Origin of the sequence: Paenibacillus sp. FSL R5-0519 (assembly GCF_037974275.1) — a bacterium.
In the GTDB taxonomy this organism is placed as follows: domain Bacteria; phylum Bacillota; class Bacilli; order Paenibacillales; family Paenibacillaceae; genus Paenibacillus.
The window spans coordinates 802,600-821,376 of the sequence record NZ_CP150234.1; the positions used below are offsets into that span (position 1 = coordinate 802,600).

Genomic DNA, 18,777 nt, shown 5'->3' on the forward strand with positions numbered 1-18,777 from the left:
GATGAGCAGATCAGATGATGAACAGGAACAAGAGGTTGTAGAGCGATTGCAGCAACACATGAGAGTACTTGATGATGCGTTTGAGCCGGCAAACATACCTTCATTAGGTTCACTTGAAGCCCAAGTCAGAGAACGAAGACAGATCAGACGCCGAACCAATTGGATCGAGATGATCTGTTTCTGGTTGGTGGGATTGCTAGCCGTTACGTTCGGGGCATTATTCCTCGTATCTGCTCCAGCTCTATATTTGGGTATTCAAGCTTTTGGTACTGTTGTTGCCGTGATTTTAGTTGTGATCTGGGCAGGACGGCGCCGGAAGGAGGTTCGTCATGAATAAAATGCATTATTCATTGCATGAAATTTCTCCATTGTGGCTTATACTGCTTGGCATATTTCTCTTGGTTCAAGGCACCTGGATCTTTCAGGACGCACGTAGACGTGGACGTTTCCCTTGGTTATGGGGATTATGGGGGATCACCGGATTTCCCACACCGCTCATCATATATTGGTTTGTCGTGATTCGATCACAACGCAAGCCAGGTGGATCCACAAAGAAAACATGATTGTTTAATAGAGGTTATTTAGAAGAAATCGCTACTCCATTTCTAGCTTTATCCATCTTCTCGGTACTGTGTACTGTTCTTTTTGAACACATATTAATAGAGAGGAAAAAGATTTTGCACAAATATGTTGTTTAATTCTAGTATTCCTAGACATCGTTATTCTTTTCTAGTAGACTATACAAATAAATATTAAGATAGACTACCAGGAGGTTAGACGATGCTGCGATTAGGAGAGAAGGTTGTCATCGTCGCGGATGCGTTTGAGCAGAATCTTCCTGTGGGGGAATATGGTTTCATCATCGCTTATGACCGGAATCCGGACAATGCGTTCGATTACGTGCTTCGAGTGCCGCAGGTGAATCGGAACTTTTTTGTTCCATCCGGCGACGTCGATCTGGAAGAGGTTCTGCTGAAGCAGGAAGCTGAGCGGGTCGAGCGAGAAGCGTTGATAGATTACGCCCTTGCGACACACAATGAGAAGCTGTTTCATCATTTGATGAACGGAGATTTTCAAGCTGTGGAAGAGGAAGAGGAAACCGCGAACGATGTTATGTCTCAGGCGGATTTTATAAAGCAGGTTAATCTGCGTGCATGGATTTAGAATTTTGAGGAGTCGGCTGATGCCGGCTCTTTTTTATTTCTACAATAATAGGTAAATCACTAAGGTTCTTTACTTACATAATACGATAACAGAGAAAAATCAATATTATTAAGGCCGTTTACATGATGTTCAGAATCGGTTCAGAGACAATTGCTAGAATATCTTGTATTGCAGAGGGGGAATCCCTATCAATCATACTTAGGAGAGGAAGGTAGATATTAAAATGAAAAGGATTCATCAAAATGGGAAAAAATTTATTGTGATGTTGTTAGCCTGTTTAGTCATGTTGGGAGGGGTTCCAATCTTACCGACATGGTTTGCAGATCAGGCCTATGCTTCTGTTGATGAAGAATGGGCAGCGCTCGGAAATGCTGGTTTTTCTGAAGGAGAAGCCTCTGCTCCCAAGTTGGCGGTTGATCAATCAGGTAATACATATATTGCTTATACGGATATAGGTGCAGATTACAAAGCTACGGTGATGAAGTATAGTGTCTCCGATGGCTGGCAGCTTGTTGGTGAGAGAGGTTTATCGAGCGGATCAGCAAGTGGAATTACACTCGTGCTGGACCAACAGGGTACTCCATATATCGGTTATCAGGACAACGGTGCTGATGGTAAAGCGACAGTCATGAGATATGGTGCAACAAATGGTTGGGAATTGGTTGGACAAGCAGGATTCACCTCAGACAGGGCAAACTACCCTTCACTAGCGTTAGACCAGGCAGGCAATCCGTATGTTGCTTTTAAGGACGGAGCCAGTGGTAAGGCAACAGTAATGGCATACAACGAATCAACAGGATGGGGTTTGGTAGGAATTAACGATGATTCCCCGGAAGTTGAAAACGCGGTATCGTTAGTTCTTGATCAAGCAGGTATACCATATGTAGCTTTTCAGGACAGTTCCTCCAATACGACAGTGATGAGATATAGCTCTGATACGTGGGAAGTGCTAGGACAAGCAGGGATATCGCCCGGATCTACATCCTCTCCCGTGCTCGCACTAAGCCCCTCAGGCAGGCCGTTTATCGCATTTAGTGACGAAACATCTAAATTGACTGTAATGACATTCAAGAGTGAGACAGAAAGCTGGGAAACCGTTGGTGACCGGGGGTTCTCTCCAGATTTGATTTCTTCACCGTCAATTGTTGTGGATCAAATGGGTGTAATTTATGTTGCCTTTAAGGATAATGCAAACGGTTATAAAGCAACCGTTATGAGTTATAGTTTGCAAGAAGGTTGGCAGTATGTGGGACATGCGGGTTTCTCAGCGGGAGTAGTATCTACGCCTGCCCTGGCACTAGATCCTCAATATGGAAAACCCTATGTGGTTTATCAGGATGCATCTAACCAATCCAAAGCGACCGTAATGAAATTTGGATCGAAACCTGCGTACACAGTCACGTACGATGGGAATGGAGCTCAGGCGGGTAGTGCACCAATTGATAATCAGCAATACAATAAACAAGCAGACGTAACCGTTCAAGATAACTTAGGGGCTTTGGAAAAAGCGGGTTATCTATTTGCTGGCTGGAACACAGCAAGTGATGGAAGCGGAACGAGCTATGGTGCTGGCGATACGTTAATAATGGGTTCTTCTAACGTAACACTATATGCGGTTTGGACACCTTCTTCTTCTGGAGGTACAGACCCGGAATTAGATGAAGACAAATGGAATATTCTTGGTCAAGCAGGCTTCTCGGAGGAAATGGCTTTTGATCAGGATATTACAGTAGATGCGAATGGCACGCCATATGTTGTATTTACGGATAGTGCTAATAGCTTTAGAGCGACTGTAATGAAATATAGCAAAGATAGTGGATGGGTGCCTGTAGGACAACCTGGCTTTACACAGAGTCCTGCATCCAAAAATAAAATAGCAATTGACCAGAATGGAACAATATATGTTGCCTTTAGTGATGGAAATCATATTGGCAGTGCCACCGTTATGAAGTACACGGAGCAGGAGGGCTGGAATATTGTAGGATCGACAGGTTTCACTCAAAATAGTTTAAGGAGTCTTGATTTGAAACTCGATCTTAACGGTGAGCCTTATGTTGCACCTAATACGGGTTATGAACTTAAGGTGATGAAGTATAATGGCGAGTCAGATCAATGGGACTACATCGGTAACACGGGTTACAATCTGGCAGGCGCGGCGGGCGGCGTACTGGCAATGAGTCCAAACGGTATTCTGTATGCTGCATACAGTGACACTAATGCAGGCTTCAAATTATCTGTTACTCGATATAACGAAGCGGATGATTCTTGGTCATTGGTTGGCGATCGTGCGTTTACTGAACAAAATGTGGCTGAAATTGCGCTCGCTGTGGATCAGAACGAAACGGTGTATGCTACATATACGGGTGGCTACGATGGACTTAAGCCAACCGTAGTAAAATACACGGGCTCGGGAGCATGGACAGCGGTTGGAGAGCCCCGTTTCTCTGAAAACCAAGCCACTTTTCTTTCCATGGTGGTTGACCAAGAAGGAAGTCCGTATGTGGCGTATATGGACTTTGCCACTGGTAATAAAGCAACCGTTATGAAATATGACGAGGTGAATGGCTGGGAACCATTAGGGGGAGCTGGAGTATCAGAAGGAATTGCAATGGATACCAGACTGGCGATTAACAAAGATGGGGCCCTTTACCTTTCTTTTAGAGATGGAATTAGTGCACCCAAATCTACAGTGATGTCCTATGTTCCATCTAAGAGTTATCAAATTCGATATGACAGTAACGGGGCTTCATCAGGAAATGTACCTTTAGATGACCAGATGTATAAGTCACAATCGCAGGTTACCATTCTCGGTAACACAGGTAATCTAGTGAAGACAGGATATGCTTTTGCAGGATGGAATACGGCTGCGGATGGTAGTGGACATAGCTATGGTGCAGGGGATGTTCTGCTCGTAGGAAAATCTAATGTAACCTTGTATGCGAAGTGGACTGCTTCAAATCATGGTGGATCTGATGGGTCAGGAGGTTCCGGAGGTTCTGATGGATCTGGGGGTTCAGGTGGATCTGGAGGTTCTGGAAGTTCGGGAGGTTCGGGAGGTGGAGCGACAGGTGCATCACCATCAGGCGGAGGAACAACCAACTCGGGTGTCACGATCTTGGTGAATGGAAAGCCAGAAACAGTTGGAACCTTGAGTAAAACTCAATTGAATGGGCAGAATGTGTTGACTTTGACCGTCGACGAGCAGGCTGTCATGCAAAAATTGCAGGTTGAAGGCAAGAGTGCCGTAGTGACCCTTCCTGTGCAAAGCGGCGATAAGGCCCGGGTTAATGGTGAATTGACCGGAAGATTAGTGAAGTTCATGGCAGATCAAGAAGCTGTACTTGTGCTGCAGACAGATGCGGCTACGTATTCCTTCCCTTCCCGCTTGGTGGATGTTAGTATGCTAGCCCAACAACTTGGCGCGAATAACCACCTTGAAGATATGATTCTTCATTTGCAAATTTCTCCTGCTTCTGCAGATCGCGTATCCGAAGTGGAGGAAGCAGGCCGTATAAACGGCTTTAGCTTGATTGGTTCGCTGTTAGAATTCAATATCACAGCCACATATGAGGGTAAATCTGTGAGTGTAGACCGATTTAACGAGTATGTGGAACGAGCAATAATACTGCCTAATGAGAGTGATTCCATGAAGGTGACGACAGGAGTAGTTGTTGAGAAGGATGGCAGCATGCGTCATGTACCGACCAAGATTTCGAATATTAACGGTGTGAACTATGCGAAGATCAATAGTTTGACCAATAGTGTATATGGCCTGGTCTGGAATCCACGAACTTTCACGGATGTTTCGGGGCACTGGGCAGAAGCAGAAGTAAACGATATGGGCTCACGTATGGTTGTTCGTGGAGTAACAGATACAATATTTAACCCAGATGAGCGTATTACACGTGCTGAATTCACGGCTGTTCTGGTAAGAGCGTTGGGGCTGCAAAGCAATACAGCTAATAACCAGTTTAGCGATGTGAGTCCAAGTGATTGGTATGCAGGTGTAGTTAGCGCTGCGACTGATTATGGTCTCATCGATGGTTATACAGACGGTGCGTTCCATCCTGCACAGGATATCACTCGTGAGGAAGCGATGATGATAATTCATCGGACGATGAAAATCACTGGCTTGGAACGTAAGCTGGATATAAATGCGAGCCAAGATCTTTCACGGTTTAGCGATATGAATCAAGTATCCGATTGGGCCAAAGAAGCGGTGAACATCAGTCTGCAAGCTGGAGTTGTATCTGGTCGAAGTAACGAGAACATATCTCCGAAATTTATGATTACTCGGGCAGAGACGGCTGTGCTTGTTCGACGGCTATTGCAGTTATCAGGTCTAATTTAATAAAGTAATTCCAAAAGTCCACCCTTTTTTTGAACACGCACTAGTATTAATTCTAATCAGGTTGGTAACCAAGGGCAGTGCGTTTAGCGCTGCCTTTTTGGCAGTCATGAACAAGAACGAATATTGGATAGTATGGAGGACAGGTCATTTGCATTGAATTGTCGAACTATCTCACCTATAATGAAAAAAGTTATCTTGAGACTTTAGCCCGTTAAACGAGCGATTCGTTTCAGGTCGTTTCGGGAATCAGAACGAATGAAGGAGGCATCGGCTAATGAGTATTTCGAATAATGACGTTCAGCATGTGGCCAAGCTGGCCCGACTCAACTTGACTGCTGAAGAAGAACAGACCCTGACAGGTCAGCTGAACGCGATTTTAAAATATGCAGAAAAGCTGAATGAGCTGGATACGGAAGACATCGAACCCACCACTCACGTTCTGCACGTAAGCAATGTCATGCGTGAAGATGAGACCAAAGAAAGCCTGTCGATTGAACAGGTGATGCGCAATGCACCGGAAGAAGAAGACGGGCAGTTTAAAGTGCCTGCTGTAATGGAATAACGGACAACCGGAAGGAGGACAAACACTGTGAGTTTATTTGAACAATCGTTGCCTGAGTTACATAACAAGCTGCATGCCAAAGAGCTGTCGGTCAGCGATCTGGTGGATCAGGCGTATCAGAATATTGGTGCGCATGATGATAAGGTTAAGGCGTATTTGGCACTGGATGAAGAACAAGCACGCGCTCGTGCACGTCAACTGGATGACCGTCTGGTTAGCGGTGAGGAGAAGGGTTTGCTTTTCGGCCTGCCTGTAGGAATTAAGGATAACATCGTGACGAACGGACTGCGTACGACGTGCGGCAGCCAATTTCTACGTAATTTCGACCCGGTGTATGATGCAACAGTTGTCGAAAAATTGAAAGCTGCGGACACCGTGACTATTGGTAAACTCAACATGGACGAATTCGCTATGGGTGGCTCCAATGAGAACTCAAGTTTCTCCCCTGTACGTAATCCATGGGCACTTGATCGTGTTCCAGGAGGCTCCAGCGGTGGTTCTGCAGCAGCTGTAGCTGCGGGAGAAGCATACTTCACGCTCGGATCAGACACAGGTGGCTCCATCAGACAGCCTGCTTCGTATTGTGGTGTTGTTGGATTGAAGCCGACATATGGACTTGTTTCCCGCTTTGGTTTGGTTGCATTTGCCTCATCCTTGGATCAGATTGGACCTTTGACGAAAAATGTTGAAGATTCTGCTTATGTATTGCAAGCCATTGCCGGTTATGACGCCAAAGATTCGACATCTGCAAAAGTAGAGATTCCGGATTATTTGAGTGGACTGACAGGTGATGTCAAAGGACTTCGTATTGCTGTTCCGAAGGAATACATCGGTGAAGGCGTCGATCCACAAGTGAAAGAGACCGTTCTGTCTGCATTGAAAGTTCTCGAAGGACTTGGGGCAACATGGGAAGAAGTATCCCTTCCGCATACCGAATATGCGGTCGCTACGTATTACCTGCTCGCATCTTCAGAGGCTTCTTCGAACCTGGCTCGATTTGATGGCGTGCGTTATGGCGTGCGTGCAGACAATCCGGATAACCTGCTGGATCTGTATCATCAGTCCCGCAGTCAAGGCTTTGGTCCCGAAGTGAAACGACGTATCATGCTTGGAACGTATGCACTCAGCTCGGGTTACTATGATGCCTATTATCTGAAAGCACAGAAAGTACGTACATTGATCAAACAGGATTTCGACAATGTATTTGCCAAATATGATGTGATTATCGGACCAACGGCGCCAACTACGGCGTTCAAACTCGGTTCACAGGTGGATGATCCGCTTACGATGTATCTGAACGATATTTTGACGATTCCGGTCAATCTGGCTGGTGTACCTGCCGTGAGTATTCCATGTGGCTTCTCGGATGGATTGCCTGTTGGCCTGCAAATTATCGGTAAAGCCTTTGATGAAACAACCGTATTGCGTGTAGCGCATGCGTTTGAACAAAATACAGAATTCCACAAGCAGCGTCCGCAGCTGTAGACTGCCCGGAACGGAGGAATATAGAAATGTCCGCATCTAAATATGAAACGGTCGTTGGACTTGAAGTCCACGTGGAGTTGCATACGAACTCCAAAATTTTCTGTGGCTGCTCCACAGCTTTTGGAGCTCCGCCGAACACGCATACCTGCCCGGTCTGTCTCGGACATCCGGGCGTACTGCCTGTACTGAATCGTCAGGCGGTAGACTACGCCATGAAGGCAGCGATGGCCCTTAATTGTACGATTGCTGATGTCAGCAAGTTTGACCGTAAAAACTACTTTTACCCTGACTCACCAAAAGCCTATCAAATCTCTCAATTTGATCAGCCGATCGGTGAGAACGGCTGGATTGATATCGAAGTGAACGGCGAGACGAAACGAATCGGCATCACGCGTCTTCACTTGGAGGAAGATGCAGGGAAGCTTACACATGTCGATGGAGGATACGCGTCATTGGTAGACTTCAACCGTGTTGGTACTCCACTGGTGGAGATTGTATCCGAACCTGAGATTTCTTCTCCGGAAGAAGCGCGTGCATATCTTGAAAAATTGCGCGCAATCATGCAGTACTGTGATGTATCGGACGTGAAGATGGAAGAAGGTTCACTGCGTTGTGACGCCAACATCAGTTTGCGCCCACATGGACAGAAAAAGCTGGGAACAAGAGCCGAGCTGAAAAACATGAACTCCTTCCGTGGTGTTCAACGTGGTCTCGAATATGAACAATATCGTCAGGCTGAAATTCTGGACGATGGCGGTGAAGTGGTTCAGGAGACGCGTCGTTGGGACGAAGCTCAAGGAAAAACACTGTCGATGCGTGGTAAGGAACAGGCGCATGACTACCGTTATTTCCCGGACCCGGATCTCGTGAAGCTGCATATTGATGCAGCCTGGAAAGAGCGCATCAAGGCTACCATACCTGAGCTTCCAGACGAACGTAAAGCTCGTTACACAGCTGATTACGGATTGCCTAGCTATGATGCAGAGGTGATTACTTCTTCCAAGGCTATCGCTGATCTTTTCGAAGATAGTTTGAAATTCACTCAGGATGCCAAATCCGTATCCAACTGGATTATGGGTGACTTGCTGGGTTACCTGAATACGAGCAATCTTGAGGTGACTCAGGTTCCACTGACAGGTCAAGGTTTGGGCGAGATGATCGGACTGCTGGAGAAGGGCACCATTAACAGCAAAATCGCCAAAACCGTATTCAAGGAAATGCTGGAGAGCGGTAAGCTTCCACAGCAGATCGTTGAAGAGAAAGGTCTTGTGCAGATTAGTGATGAAGGCGCCATTCTTGCCATCGTTGAGCAGGTTGTAGCGAATAACCCTCAATCCGTAGAAGACTATAAAGCCGGTAAACAAAAAGCCATTGGCTTCCTTGTTGGTCAGGTTATGAAAGAAAGTAAAGGCAAGGCGAATCCTGCTTTAGCCAACCAACTGCTTGCAGATGTACTGAACCGCTAATCCTTCCGGTGAGGCCGGACAGAAAGAGGCTCGTCCCTGTGACAGCCTCTTTTTGGTATTAATAGATACAAACGTATTTGGGACGGGGGATCGGATATGAACATTCAACCATTGTCATTGAGTGATCTGGAGATGTTGGGGCAGTTATGGAGACTACAACATGTGGCCTATCGATTGGAAGCCGAAATCATCGGATTTCAGGAGATTCCTCCTTTGATGGATACGATGGAGACACTTCGGGATTGTGGAGAGAGCTTTTACGGCTGTATCCATGATGACGGAGAGCTTATCGGGGCTGTCGCTGTAGCGGAAGAAGAGGAGAATACACTGACCATTACACGTATGATGGTGCACCCGGATCACTTTCGTAAGGGAATCGCAGCATCTTTGATGACGTACGTGTTGGAACAGCACGCGGATCTACCGCGTTATATCGTCTCCACAGGAACGCTGAATCAACCCGCTGTCAATCTGTACACCAGATTTGGTTTTCATCCCGTGGAAGTCACACAGATTGCACCTGGAGTGGAATTAACGACTTTTCACAAGAATAAACTTTAATAATATGAACAACTTGAGGAGGAATACCGACTTTGGGCGATCCCTGGTTCATTGATGAGTGGCACATTTTATTACGATTATTGCTGGCTATGCTGCTTGGAGGGCTCGTAGGTCTGGAACGGGAACGGTCCAATCATGCGGCCGGTTTGCGTACCCATATCCTGGTATGTCTTGGTTCTGCATTAATTATGATGTTGTCTGTTTATGGTTTTAAAGATTTTGCTAATGAATTAAATGTAAGGATCGATCCAGCACGTCTGGCCACTGCTGTAATTACGGGTGTCGGATTCCTAGGAGCAGGAACAATTCTCTTCACCGGTAAATCCATTACCGGACTGACGACAGCTGCTTCAATTTGGGTTGTTGCAGCCATTGGGCTTGCAGCAGGTGCGGGATTCTTTTTTGCCTCCATCGTATCAACGGTCCTGGTATTGCTTAATCTATGGGTCTTCAATAAGTTAGAGTTGAGGTATCTACGAGGGAACAAACTGCATGTGGTTACACTTCATACTTTGTCAGAACCCGGTTTTCTAGAGCAACTGTCCTCATGCATGGAACAGGAGAAGATCAAAATTCGTAAAATCACCGTGAATGAACAAGACCTGGCATATGCCGAGATGGTTTCAGTTGAACGTAAAATTGAGATTGTGTTACATGTTCAGGTACCACATGATTTCAAAACGGTAGGCTTGGTATCCAAGTTAAGACAGTGGGAACACGTTACCAAGGTATCGGTCGAATAAATGAATTACAACCCTCCCCAGGCCAGTAGTGCCGGAGGGTTTTTGGTCATATCCATATTTCTTCCAGTTACTCTCCTTGCTCTTTAGGGTACTATCTAACCAAATGCATGAAGAGCGGAAGGTCAGTTCAGAAGAGAGGAGAAGGTTATGAAACGCAGACGTCAATCAAACAGAAGGTCTGGCACAGTTCAGAGCAAACCGGTCAGGAATCGGACGCACAAGTTTATTGCGGGATTACTAAGCGCCATTATTCCTGGCCTCGGTCATATTTATCTGAGATTGTACATGAGAGGTTTGACCTTTATGCTGCTTGTTTTGCTTGATCTGTCAGCAGTGTTATATTTCTCATCCATTGGTATACAGATCAATGTGCCACTGCTTATCCTGCTGGCTTTGTGTATCCCGGTTATTTACTTTTACAATGTATATGATGTGTTGCAATCTGCGGATTGGGTCATGATGCGCAGACGCAGAGCAGTAACCCAGGCAACTTCGGACAAGCCGCTATCCAATGAACGTTCTATACGAGATGCAATGATGGTCTGGGAGAGAGGTATATCGTTCGGATTACTTCTGATTGTGGGAGGATCATTGATGGTGTTGTTCTTTCGCAAACCGCGCTGGTTCCAAGAGATCCTTGCTATGTACGGCGGATATTCGTTTGCGGTTCTCATGATCGCAGGAGGTTTGCTTCTGTTTGGGCGTGAGTTCTGGGTCATGTTGAACAAGAAAAAATTGTAGTCGAAGCGATACAAGGAGGGAACGTGATGAACCGTAAAGTCCGGGTTGGCCGCTATACGGCTGCCGCCTTAATCGTAGCGGTCGGTGTGCTGTTGATTATGGATAAACGGTGGGGAACTGACTATGTATATGAGATGGTGGACTGGTGGCCATTTTTGCTCGTGGTTCTAGGTGTTGAATATATTGTGCTGTTCCTCTGGACACGCAGAAGGAAAATAGTGCAATCGGATAAGCCGAGCAATCCTGATGAACAAGTCAAAGTACGTTTCAGACCCGATGCCAAAGGCATTCTGGCCTCACTGATTTTGGCGGCTTCCGTATTTATCGTCACCGAGCAGGATCACTACATGCACTTATGGAATAGAGTAAGTCTAAATCTCGGAGCGGCATCCATGGACTACAGTCAAGCGGCAGGATATATGGAGGATAAGGGCACGATTCGTGTACCTGTTCGCATGGATACGTCGGATCTTGTAGTCGAAGGTGTCAACGGAGATATCTCGGTGCAACGGGGTGATACGGAGGAGATTGAGGTACGAACGGTTGTCTGGGTAGATCAGACGACGGAAGTACAGGCAAAGGCGGTTGCAGCAGCCTCTTTTGTAGAGACCGATGGTACAAAAGTCATTCATATCAAGGCTACAGGCAAGACATATGGAGATAATGAAAAAACGCAGCCACGTATGAATCTTACTATCACAATCCCAGATGATCGTCGTTTTAATCTGGATATTCGAACTTCTAATGGAGCTATATTATTAAACCGTCCGGAAGCGATTAGTACCATACTGGCCGAAACGGGTAACGGACGTATCCGGATTACCAATGCTGTTGGAGATATCTCAGGGAAAACGTTAAACGGAGATGTCATTGTAGCCAACGCCATTGGTAATGTAGATCTGGACAGTAACCGTGGAGACATGAAGGCTCGAGGGGTATCCGGTGATGTCGATCTAACCACACAAGTGGGAAGTATCAGTATTGCAGACTCCGTAGGCGAATTCACCGCAGAGACACGTAACGGTAATATTACACTGGATGGAGCCAATCTGGGTATCAAAGCTCAATCGCTTAATGGCAGTATTAACATCGTATCTGCCAAAGTCGGTGGCGACTGGGATGTGTACAGTGCTGTGGGAGCCATTAACGTATTACTTCCTGATCGCGGAGACTACAGTCTTGCGGGTTCCAGCAGTTATGGAGATCTAAGTACCGATCTGCCTTTCAAAGTACAGAACAAAACCATAGAAGGGCAGCTGGGCGAAGGTGAGTATAGGGTGAAAATCGAAGGAAATAGCGATCTTACCATTCAGCGGAACCCGGCTGTATCTACGCCTGAAACAGTCCTACCTGATTCTGAAGATACGGCTGAAAACCTGGAACAGACTACCGAGGACGGACCAAATTCCCAGGATGATTCTACAGAGGTTCCTTGACTGCCGCGTTGACAATAAACTTGTAATCGCCGTACAATAAATATACACTGGCAAGATTACACGGCATGAAAGATGGATTGTCGTTCTTCATGGCCGGGAATCAACTCTGTGCGAGGAGACAGTTAATTACTCTTCACCAGAGAATGAAAGGTAAGGCGGTGGGTTTTATGGCAACACGTGTCCAACATGCGTTGGAGCATCTGAAAACGACCGGTGTCCGTATTACACCCCAGCGTCATGCCATATTGAACTATCTGATGGAATCCATGGGGCATCCGACAGCCGATGAAATTTACCGAGCCCTTGAACCCCAATTTCCCAGTATGAGCGTGGCAACGGTATATAACAATTTGAAGATGTTTCTGGAAGCTGGCATGGTCCGGGAATTGACATACGGAGATAATTCAAGCCGCTTCGATGCCAATGTGACGGATCATTATCATGTTATCTGTGATCAATGCGGCAAGATTGAAGACTTTAGCTATCCTTCACTGAAAAGTGTAGAGCTTCAGGCGGAGTCTAGTACAGGATTTGAAGTACACGGCCACCGATTGGAAGTGTATGGCGTTTGCAAAAGTTGCAGGGATTAAGAGAGTTGAATTACAATATTAACGTGCAGAATTCAGTATGGATTCTTCACGTTTTTTTTTAGCATTTATGCAAAACATTCATTTTTAAAACAACTTATGCGCACATCCTTATGATTCAGCATAATTAACGGAGGTAGACGTTTGGGTAGAAAAAGCAGATATACACGTCAGAAGCGACGTTCATTTTGGCCCGGTTTTCTCGGAGCTTGTCTGATCGCTGGAGGGGCTTACTGGCTTATAACAAATGTATGGTTGAACCAGATCCATGAAGACCCCGATTGGGTAGGGAGAAGCCAGCCTATTTTTGTAGATGGGCAACTGATGGATGGAGACGCCTTGGATACAGGAGATCAACTCAAGTTACCTGTAAAGGTGCTGCAAGAAGCAGTTGATGCGGGCATACGTTACGAACCAGAGTCAGGCGATATCATTATTGCCTCCCCTCAGCGAGTTCTTCATATGAAAGAGGACAGCACACAAGCAGAACTTAATCACAAAGATTATCCTATGACGGTAAAACCTGAGGTGAAGGATGGAGAAGCATACATTCCGCTCAAACCATTGAAGGAAGTGTACGGCATCGCCATACAGGAAGATTCGGTAACAGGTGCTGTACTGCTGATGCGCGGAGGAGACACGATACAATATGCAGTGATTGATACGCTGTCATCCAAAGCAGATAAGACGGTGCCGTTATATAAACGTGGGGGAGAATCCTCACCAATCATTGCCGATATGGAAAAGGATGCACGGGTACGTGTATGGCAGACAGGTGATGAACAGAGTTTTGTCCAACTCGATAATGGATATGCCGGATATGTAGATAATGATCATATTGCACTCACGGAGAAAAAGAGGGTGGACACGCCCAAGTTTACGCTGACTGCAGCAGAGAAGAAGTGGCAGAATAAACCGGTAAACCTGGTCTGGGAAGCCGTGTACAACCGTCAGCCTGATGTGGGCTCTATCGGTAAAATGCCTGGTGTGAATGTGGTCAGCCCCACATGGTTTCACATTACGGATGGACAGGGCACGGTGAAAAGCAAGGGAAACCAAGCTTATGTGAACTGGGCTCACCGTTCGGGTATGGAAGTATGGGGACTTATGGATAACAGCTTTGACCCGGACGTTACCAAAGAAGCTGTCGCTTCTTACGAGACACGCACTCATATTATTGAGCAGATGTTGGAGTATGCACAGACGTATCAATTGGATGGGATCAATATCGACTTTGAGAACGTGTATACCGATGACGGGCCGAATATTACGCAGTTTGTGCGCGAGATCAAGGCGATGGCACGCATACATGGATTGATGTTATCGATCGATGTAACACCAAAATCGAACAGTGAAATGTGGTCCGCCTTTCTGGATCGCCGTGCATTAGGTTCTTTTGCAGACTATGTCATTGTGATGGCTTATGATGAACATTGGGCGGCCAGTCCCAAGGCTGGGTCGGTAGCGTCTCTCCCATGGACTGAGGCTTCCATGAGACGCATACTTGAGGAGGATGAAGTGCCTTCTAACAAATTGATCATGGCGGTTCCGCTCTATACAAGAATCTGGACGGAAGAGAAGAATGATCAAGGGGAGGTTAAAGTGTCTTCCAAAGCGGTAGGCATGAATACCATCGTGGAACTGATCCAAGAAAAGAAACTCAAACCCGAACTGGATCAGGCAAGTGGGCAAAACTATGTGGAATATGAGGAAGAAGGAGCTACCAAGAAAATATGGATCGAAGATGCAGTGTCCCTTCAGGCGCGTGTGGATTTGATCGCTTCCTTGAAGTTGGGCGGAGTAGCGGCATGGAATCGGAGTTTTGCTAACGCCTCTGCATGGGAGGTATTGAAGCAGGCCGGTTACCAGAAATAATAGGCTCATGCTCGGTGTTCGACGAATGGCTTCTCTTGTTTTTCTCTGCTAAGCCAGAAGTCGCTCTCGCTTGATACCATCTTACATGTAATCTAGCATTTTATAGCTATAAGGAATCATAACTTAATTTCATATCTTAGCTATTGATAACAGCAACAAGGACTTACTGATAAGAAACGTCCAAAAAGGTCCGGTAGACATACCGGGCCTTTTTTTTGTTCTTCAATGAAATTAGGGCAAAGACATTTAGCGGTTGGAGATCATTTCGTGCTAACCATCAGTGGGGGGAACTGTTGTGGAAGGCGCTTTCAGTTGTTGACTGGTCATATTGGCCTTATTAGGATCCAGGGTTAGGATGGTATGACAGAACATACAACGATCCGTTTTGCCCAGCATTTTGGTTAACTTCCCGCATTCCGGACAGTCGACTTGTACTGCGCTGGTGGAGAGCATACCCGCCCAGAAATAAATGGCTAGACTGGCCATCATGGCGACTAATCCGATGACAAGTCCTACAGCTGCGAATACCTTGCCAGCATGTCCCCAGAAAACAATTCCTGCTGTTCCCAGTATCATTAGGCCCATCCCTAGCATGGTCAGTAGTAATCCCCAAGTGCGAAAAGCATTAATTTTTGCTGATTTAAAAATCATGAAAAATGCTCCTATCGTATGAGTAGTATCGGACCTGGAAAAGAAGGAAACTTTAGTCTGGATGTAGAATTACATTATAACTGACTTGGCGCTTATCTGCCATGAAATGTATGGAGGGAATCGTGGAATTAAAGAACCTTGCTTTTTTGTCCGAACAGTCGGAAGAGACAGGGGCAGTTGGGGCTATCGCTTATTCCCACCCGGGAGAGCGATTCCACGGCTCCCTAATTCAAGATTTCGAATTATTGGTACTTGTTGTTCATAATGATGATCAATTAAAATCGGCGGTGGGACATTACAGATATGGTGATCTTCGTTATCAAATGATCTATGCAAGCCGTCATGAATTAAAGAGTAGTATAGTTACCGGGAATCACAATAATCTTACCGAGTGTCTGATTGAAGGTGAGATTATATGGGAAGAGGACAGCGCCTTAAGCGATTTGCGACAAGAACTATCTACCTTTGGTACAGAATTACGTGAGCAGAAGCTCCTGCATGAATTCACCAGTTTCTTGAGGATGTATGTGGAGGCGAAACGTCATATCCAGGAAGGTCATGTTGTAGATGCCTACTACAATGTATTAGAAGCTCTGGGCAACTGGGCAAGAATTGTATTGGTTGAACAGGGGATATACCCAGATCATGCCGTCTGGACACATGTGCAGAATCTGGATCGTGCTTTGTGGAAACTATACCAAGAGCTTACGGTAAGCTCGGAGACGCTGGAGCAGAGAGTAGAGCTTGTACTGCTTGCCTGTGAGTTTTCGGTAATGTCCAAAATGAGTGAATGCTCAGAGCTGCTGCTACGTGTGTTAAGAAGTCGCAAGGAGCCTTGGAGCATCAATGAACTTGTTCATCATCCGCAGTTAAGATTCGTTCGAGAAGATCTACCTCTGGTTATACGCAAGTTGGTCTTTCGTTCTATAGTAAAAGAATCGCCAGGGTGGCCATCGATCGAAGGAGAGGGTCGGGAAATTCGGTATTGGATTGAGACATAACCTTCTTCAAAAGTCTGGCAATAATTGATCGCATAAGGGAGGGGAAACCTTCCTTTTTTGTTTGTTTAATAATTTATAAAAAAATGTTGACTCTGATTCGCGATATATGATACATTATATTTCGTTCCTCAAACGAGATTATCGCCAACAAACGATAAATTCTTCAGAGGAAAAGTGAAGAACTAACGCATCAAAAAAAGAAATTAAAAAAAGTTCTTGACGAAAACAAACGAAATGTGATACATTATTTAAGTCGCCGCCGAAACTTGGTTGAGACGAAAAAGAAGTGAAACAAATCGTGTTTGATCTTTGAAAACTGAACAACGAGTGAGTAAACATTCTGCTTGCAGAATGAACGCGAAAGTTGAAACAAGCCTTGGCTTGGATCGACTGGAGCACAAATGAGATTTTTAATCTCGTCAGATTCAAAATGAGCTTATCGCTCTTTTCAATACTTTATTGGAGAGTTTGATCCTGGCTCAGGACGAACGCTGGCGGCATGCCTAATACATGCAAGTCGAGCGGAGTTGATAAGAAGCTTGCTTCTTTGAGACTTAGCGGCGGACGGGTGAGTAACACGTAGGCAACCTGCCCTCAAGTTTGGGACAACTACCGGAAACGGTAGCTAATACCGAATAGTTGTTTTCTTCGCCTGAAGGAAACTGGAAAGACGGAGCAATCTGTCACTTGGGGATGGGCCTGCGGCGCATTAGCTAGTTGGTGGGGTAACGGCTCACCAAGGCGACGATGCGTAGCCGACCTGAGAGGGTGATCGGCCACACTGGGACTGAGACACGGCCCAGACTCCTACGGGAGGCAGCAGTAGGGAATCTTCCGCAATGGGCGAAAGCCTGACGGAGCAATGCCGCGTGAGTGATGAAGGTTTTCGGATCGTAAAGCTCTGTTGCCAGGGAAGAACGCTTGGGAGAGTAACTGCTCTCAAGGTGACGGTACCTGAGAAGAAAGCCCCGGCTAACTACGTGCCAGCAGCCGCGGTAATACGTAGGGGGCAAGCGTTGTCCGGAATTATTGGGCGTAAAGCGCGCGCAGGCGGTCATTTAAGTCTGGTGTTTAATCCCGGGGCTCAACCCCGGATCGCACTGGAAACTGGGTGACTTGAGTGCAGAAGAGGAGAGTGGAATTCCACGTGTAGCGGTGAAATGCGTAGATATGTGGAGGAACACCAGTGGCGAAGGCGACTCTCTGGGCTGTAACTGACGCTGAGGCGCGAAAGCGTGGGGAGCAAACAGGATTAGATACCCTGGTAGTCCACGCCGTAAACGATGAGTGCTAGGTGTTAGGGGTTTCGATACCCTTGGTGCCGAAGTTAACACATTAAGCACTCCGCCTGGGGAGTACGGTCGCAAGACTGAAACTCAAAGGAATTGACGGGGACCCGCACAAGCAGTGGAGTATGTGGTTTAATTCGAAGCAACGCGAAGAACCTTACCAGGTCTTGACATCCCTCTGACCGGTACAGAGATGTACCTTTCCTTCGGGACAGAGGAGACAGGTGGTGCATGGTTGTCGTCAGCTCGTGTCGTGAGATGTTGGGTTAAGTCCCGCAACGAGCGCAACCCTTGATCTTAGTTGCCAGCATTTCGGATGGGCACTCTAAGGTGACTGCCGGTGACAAACCGGAGGAAGGTGGGGATGACGTCAAATCATCATGCCCCTTATGACCTGGGCTACACACGTACTACAATGGCCGGTACAACGGGCTGTGAAGCCGCGAGGTGGAACGAATCCTAAAAAGCCGGTCTCAGTTCGGATTGCAGGCTGCAACTCGCCTGCATGAAGTCGGAATTGCTAGTAATCGCGGATCAGCATGCCGCGGTGAATACGTTCCCGGGTCTTGTACACACCGCCCGTCACACCACGAGAGTTTATAACACCCGAAGTCGGTGGGGTAACCGCAAGGAGCCAGCCGCCGAAGGTGGGATAGATGATTGGGGTGAAGTCGTAACAAGGTAGCCGTATCGGAAGGTGCGGCTGGATCACCTCCTTTCTATGGAGAATCGTTTCCCGCGTGGAAACATTCAAATACAAAATCTAGCCAGGTCGGCTAGTTACTCACTCGTTGCTCAGTTTTGAGAGCTCAAACTCTCAAACAGCTTGCTTTTGCATGGAGCTTGTTCTTTGAAAACTAGATAT

The 18,777-nt window shown here is 46.4% G+C and carries 15 protein-coding genes and 1 rRNA gene; 15 read left to right on the top strand and 1 reads right to left on the bottom strand.

Annotation, left to right across the window (positions count from 1 at the left end; translation table 11 throughout):
- The first annotated feature begins 1 nt into the window (after position 1).
- The 13 genes from MKY73_RS03435 (at position 2) to MKY73_RS03495 (ending at position 14,971) form a co-directional block, all read left to right on the top strand.
- Positions 2 to 337 carry a DUF5345 family protein gene (locus tag MKY73_RS03435; protein ID WP_339305668.1) on the top strand — a complete coding sequence of 112 codons (336 nt, stop codon included), beginning with the start codon at positions 2 to 4 and terminating at the stop codon, positions 335 to 337.
- Positions 330 to 563 carry a sigmaY antisigma factor component gene (locus tag MKY73_RS03440; protein WP_339305670.1) on the top strand — a complete coding sequence of 78 codons (234 nt, stop codon included), beginning with the start codon at positions 330 to 332 and terminating at the stop codon, positions 561 to 563. Before MKY73_RS03435 ends, MKY73_RS03440 begins: the two co-directional genes overlap by 8 nt.
- Positions 564 to 780: 217 nt before the next feature.
- Complete coding sequence (locus tag MKY73_RS03445) at positions 781 to 1,164, top strand: hypothetical protein (protein ID WP_024631336.1); 384 nt, start codon at positions 781 to 783, stop codon at positions 1,162 to 1,164.
- A 223-nt stretch (positions 1,165 to 1,387) separates the two neighbouring features.
- Positions 1,388 to 5,515: an S-layer homology domain-containing protein gene (locus MKY73_RS03450; RefSeq protein WP_339305672.1), complete on the top strand. Its 4,128-nt coding sequence runs from the start codon at positions 1,388 to 1,390 to the stop codon at positions 5,513 to 5,515.
- 274 nt (positions 5,516 to 5,789) lie between these two features.
- Positions 5,790 to 6,077 carry an Asp-tRNA(Asn)/Glu-tRNA(Gln) amidotransferase subunit GatC gene (gene gatC / locus MKY73_RS03455; RefSeq protein WP_036607033.1) on the top strand — a complete coding sequence of 96 codons (288 nt, stop codon included), beginning with the start codon at positions 5,790 to 5,792 and terminating at the stop codon, positions 6,075 to 6,077.
- Between the two features lie 27 nt (positions 6,078 to 6,104).
- Complete coding sequence (gene gatA, locus MKY73_RS03460; protein ID WP_036667997.1) at positions 6,105 to 7,562, top strand: Asp-tRNA(Asn)/Glu-tRNA(Gln) amidotransferase subunit GatA; 1,458 nt, start codon at positions 6,105 to 6,107, stop codon at positions 7,560 to 7,562.
- A 26-nt stretch (positions 7,563 to 7,588) separates the two neighbouring features.
- Positions 7,589 to 9,028, top strand: a complete 1,440-nt coding sequence (gene gatB / locus MKY73_RS03465) for an Asp-tRNA(Asn)/Glu-tRNA(Gln) amidotransferase subunit GatB (protein ID WP_339305674.1) — start codon at positions 7,589 to 7,591, stop codon at positions 9,026 to 9,028.
- A gap of 96 nt (positions 9,029 to 9,124) precedes the next feature.
- Positions 9,125 to 9,589, top strand: coding sequence for a GNAT family N-acetyltransferase (locus MKY73_RS03470; protein ID WP_339237674.1), 465 nt, complete (start codon positions 9,125 to 9,127; stop codon positions 9,587 to 9,589).
- Positions 9,590 to 9,621: 32 nt separating this feature from the next.
- Positions 9,622 to 10,332, top strand: coding sequence for an MgtC/SapB family protein (locus MKY73_RS03475; protein ID WP_339237672.1), 711 nt, complete (start codon positions 9,622 to 9,624; stop codon positions 10,330 to 10,332).
- Positions 10,333 to 10,479: 147 nt separating this feature from the next.
- Positions 10,480 to 11,073 carry a hypothetical protein gene (locus tag MKY73_RS03480; RefSeq protein ID WP_339305676.1) on the top strand — a complete coding sequence of 198 codons (594 nt, stop codon included), beginning with the start codon at positions 10,480 to 10,482 and terminating at the stop codon, positions 11,071 to 11,073.
- A 26-nt stretch (positions 11,074 to 11,099) separates the two neighbouring features.
- Entirely contained in the window at positions 11,100 to 12,509 is a 1,410-nt protein-coding gene (locus tag MKY73_RS03485; protein ID WP_339305677.1) for a DUF4097 family beta strand repeat-containing protein, read from the top strand.
- Between the two features lie 167 nt (positions 12,510 to 12,676).
- Positions 12,677 to 13,099 (top strand): peroxide-responsive transcriptional repressor PerR, encoded by a 423-nt coding sequence (gene perR, locus MKY73_RS03490; protein ID WP_026081471.1) that lies wholly within the window; start codon positions 12,677 to 12,679, stop codon positions 13,097 to 13,099.
- 141 nt (positions 13,100 to 13,240) lie between these two features.
- Positions 13,241 to 14,971 carry a glycosyl hydrolase family 18 protein gene (locus MKY73_RS03495; RefSeq protein WP_339305679.1) on the top strand — a complete coding sequence of 577 codons (1,731 nt, stop codon included), beginning with the start codon at positions 13,241 to 13,243 and terminating at the stop codon, positions 14,969 to 14,971.
- Between the two features lie 270 nt (positions 14,972 to 15,241).
- Here the strand turns inward: MKY73_RS03495 and MKY73_RS03500 are convergent, their stop codons facing one another.
- A complete protein-coding gene (locus MKY73_RS03500; protein ID WP_339305681.1) occupies positions 15,242 to 15,622 on the bottom strand; it encodes a DUF2614 family zinc ribbon-containing protein in 381 nt (126 codons plus the stop codon).
- A 122-nt stretch (positions 15,623 to 15,744) separates the two neighbouring features.
- Here MKY73_RS03500 and MKY73_RS03505 point away from each other — a divergent pair, with 122 nt between their 5' ends.
- Both MKY73_RS03505 and MKY73_RS03510 read left to right on the top strand, forming a co-directional pair.
- Positions 15,745 to 16,623 carry a nucleotidyltransferase-like protein gene (locus tag MKY73_RS03505; RefSeq protein ID WP_339305683.1) on the top strand — a complete coding sequence of 293 codons (879 nt, stop codon included), beginning with the start codon at positions 15,745 to 15,747 and terminating at the stop codon, positions 16,621 to 16,623.
- 456 nt (positions 16,624 to 17,079) lie between these two features.
- Positions 17,080 to 18,631, top strand: a 16S ribosomal RNA gene (locus MKY73_RS03510).
- Positions 18,632 to 18,777 lie beyond the last annotated feature (146 nt).

Bases quoted from the DNA above. Each gene is read 5' to 3' on its own strand.
- MKY73_RS03435 (WP_339305668.1), top strand. From the start codon at position 2: ATGAGCAGATCAGATGATGAACAGGAACAAGAGGTTGTAGAGCGATTG.
- MKY73_RS03440 (WP_339305670.1), top strand. From the start codon at position 330: ATGAATAAAATGCATTATTCATTGCATGAAATTTCTCCATTGTGGCTT.
- MKY73_RS03445 (WP_024631336.1), top strand. From the start codon at position 781: ATGCTGCGATTAGGAGAGAAGGTTGTCATCGTCGCGGATGCGTTTGAG.
- MKY73_RS03450 (WP_339305672.1), top strand. From the start codon at position 1,388: ATGAAAAGGATTCATCAAAATGGGAAAAAATTTATTGTGATGTTGTTA.
- gatC (WP_036607033.1), top strand. From the start codon at position 5,790: ATGAGTATTTCGAATAATGACGTTCAGCATGTGGCCAAGCTGGCCCGA.
- gatB (WP_339305674.1), top strand. From the start codon at position 7,589: ATGTCCGCATCTAAATATGAAACGGTCGTTGGACTTGAAGTCCACGTG.
- MKY73_RS03470 (WP_339237674.1), top strand. From the start codon at position 9,125: ATGAACATTCAACCATTGTCATTGAGTGATCTGGAGATGTTGGGGCAG.
- MKY73_RS03480 (WP_339305676.1), top strand. From the start codon at position 10,480: ATGAAACGCAGACGTCAATCAAACAGAAGGTCTGGCACAGTTCAGAGC.
- MKY73_RS03485 (WP_339305677.1), top strand. From the start codon at position 11,100: ATGAACCGTAAAGTCCGGGTTGGCCGCTATACGGCTGCCGCCTTAATC.
- perR (WP_026081471.1), top strand. From the start codon at position 12,677: ATGGCAACACGTGTCCAACATGCGTTGGAGCATCTGAAAACGACCGGT.
- MKY73_RS03500 (WP_339305681.1), bottom strand. From the start codon at position 15,622: ATGATTTTTAAATCAGCAAAAATTAATGCTTTTCGCACTTGGGGATTA.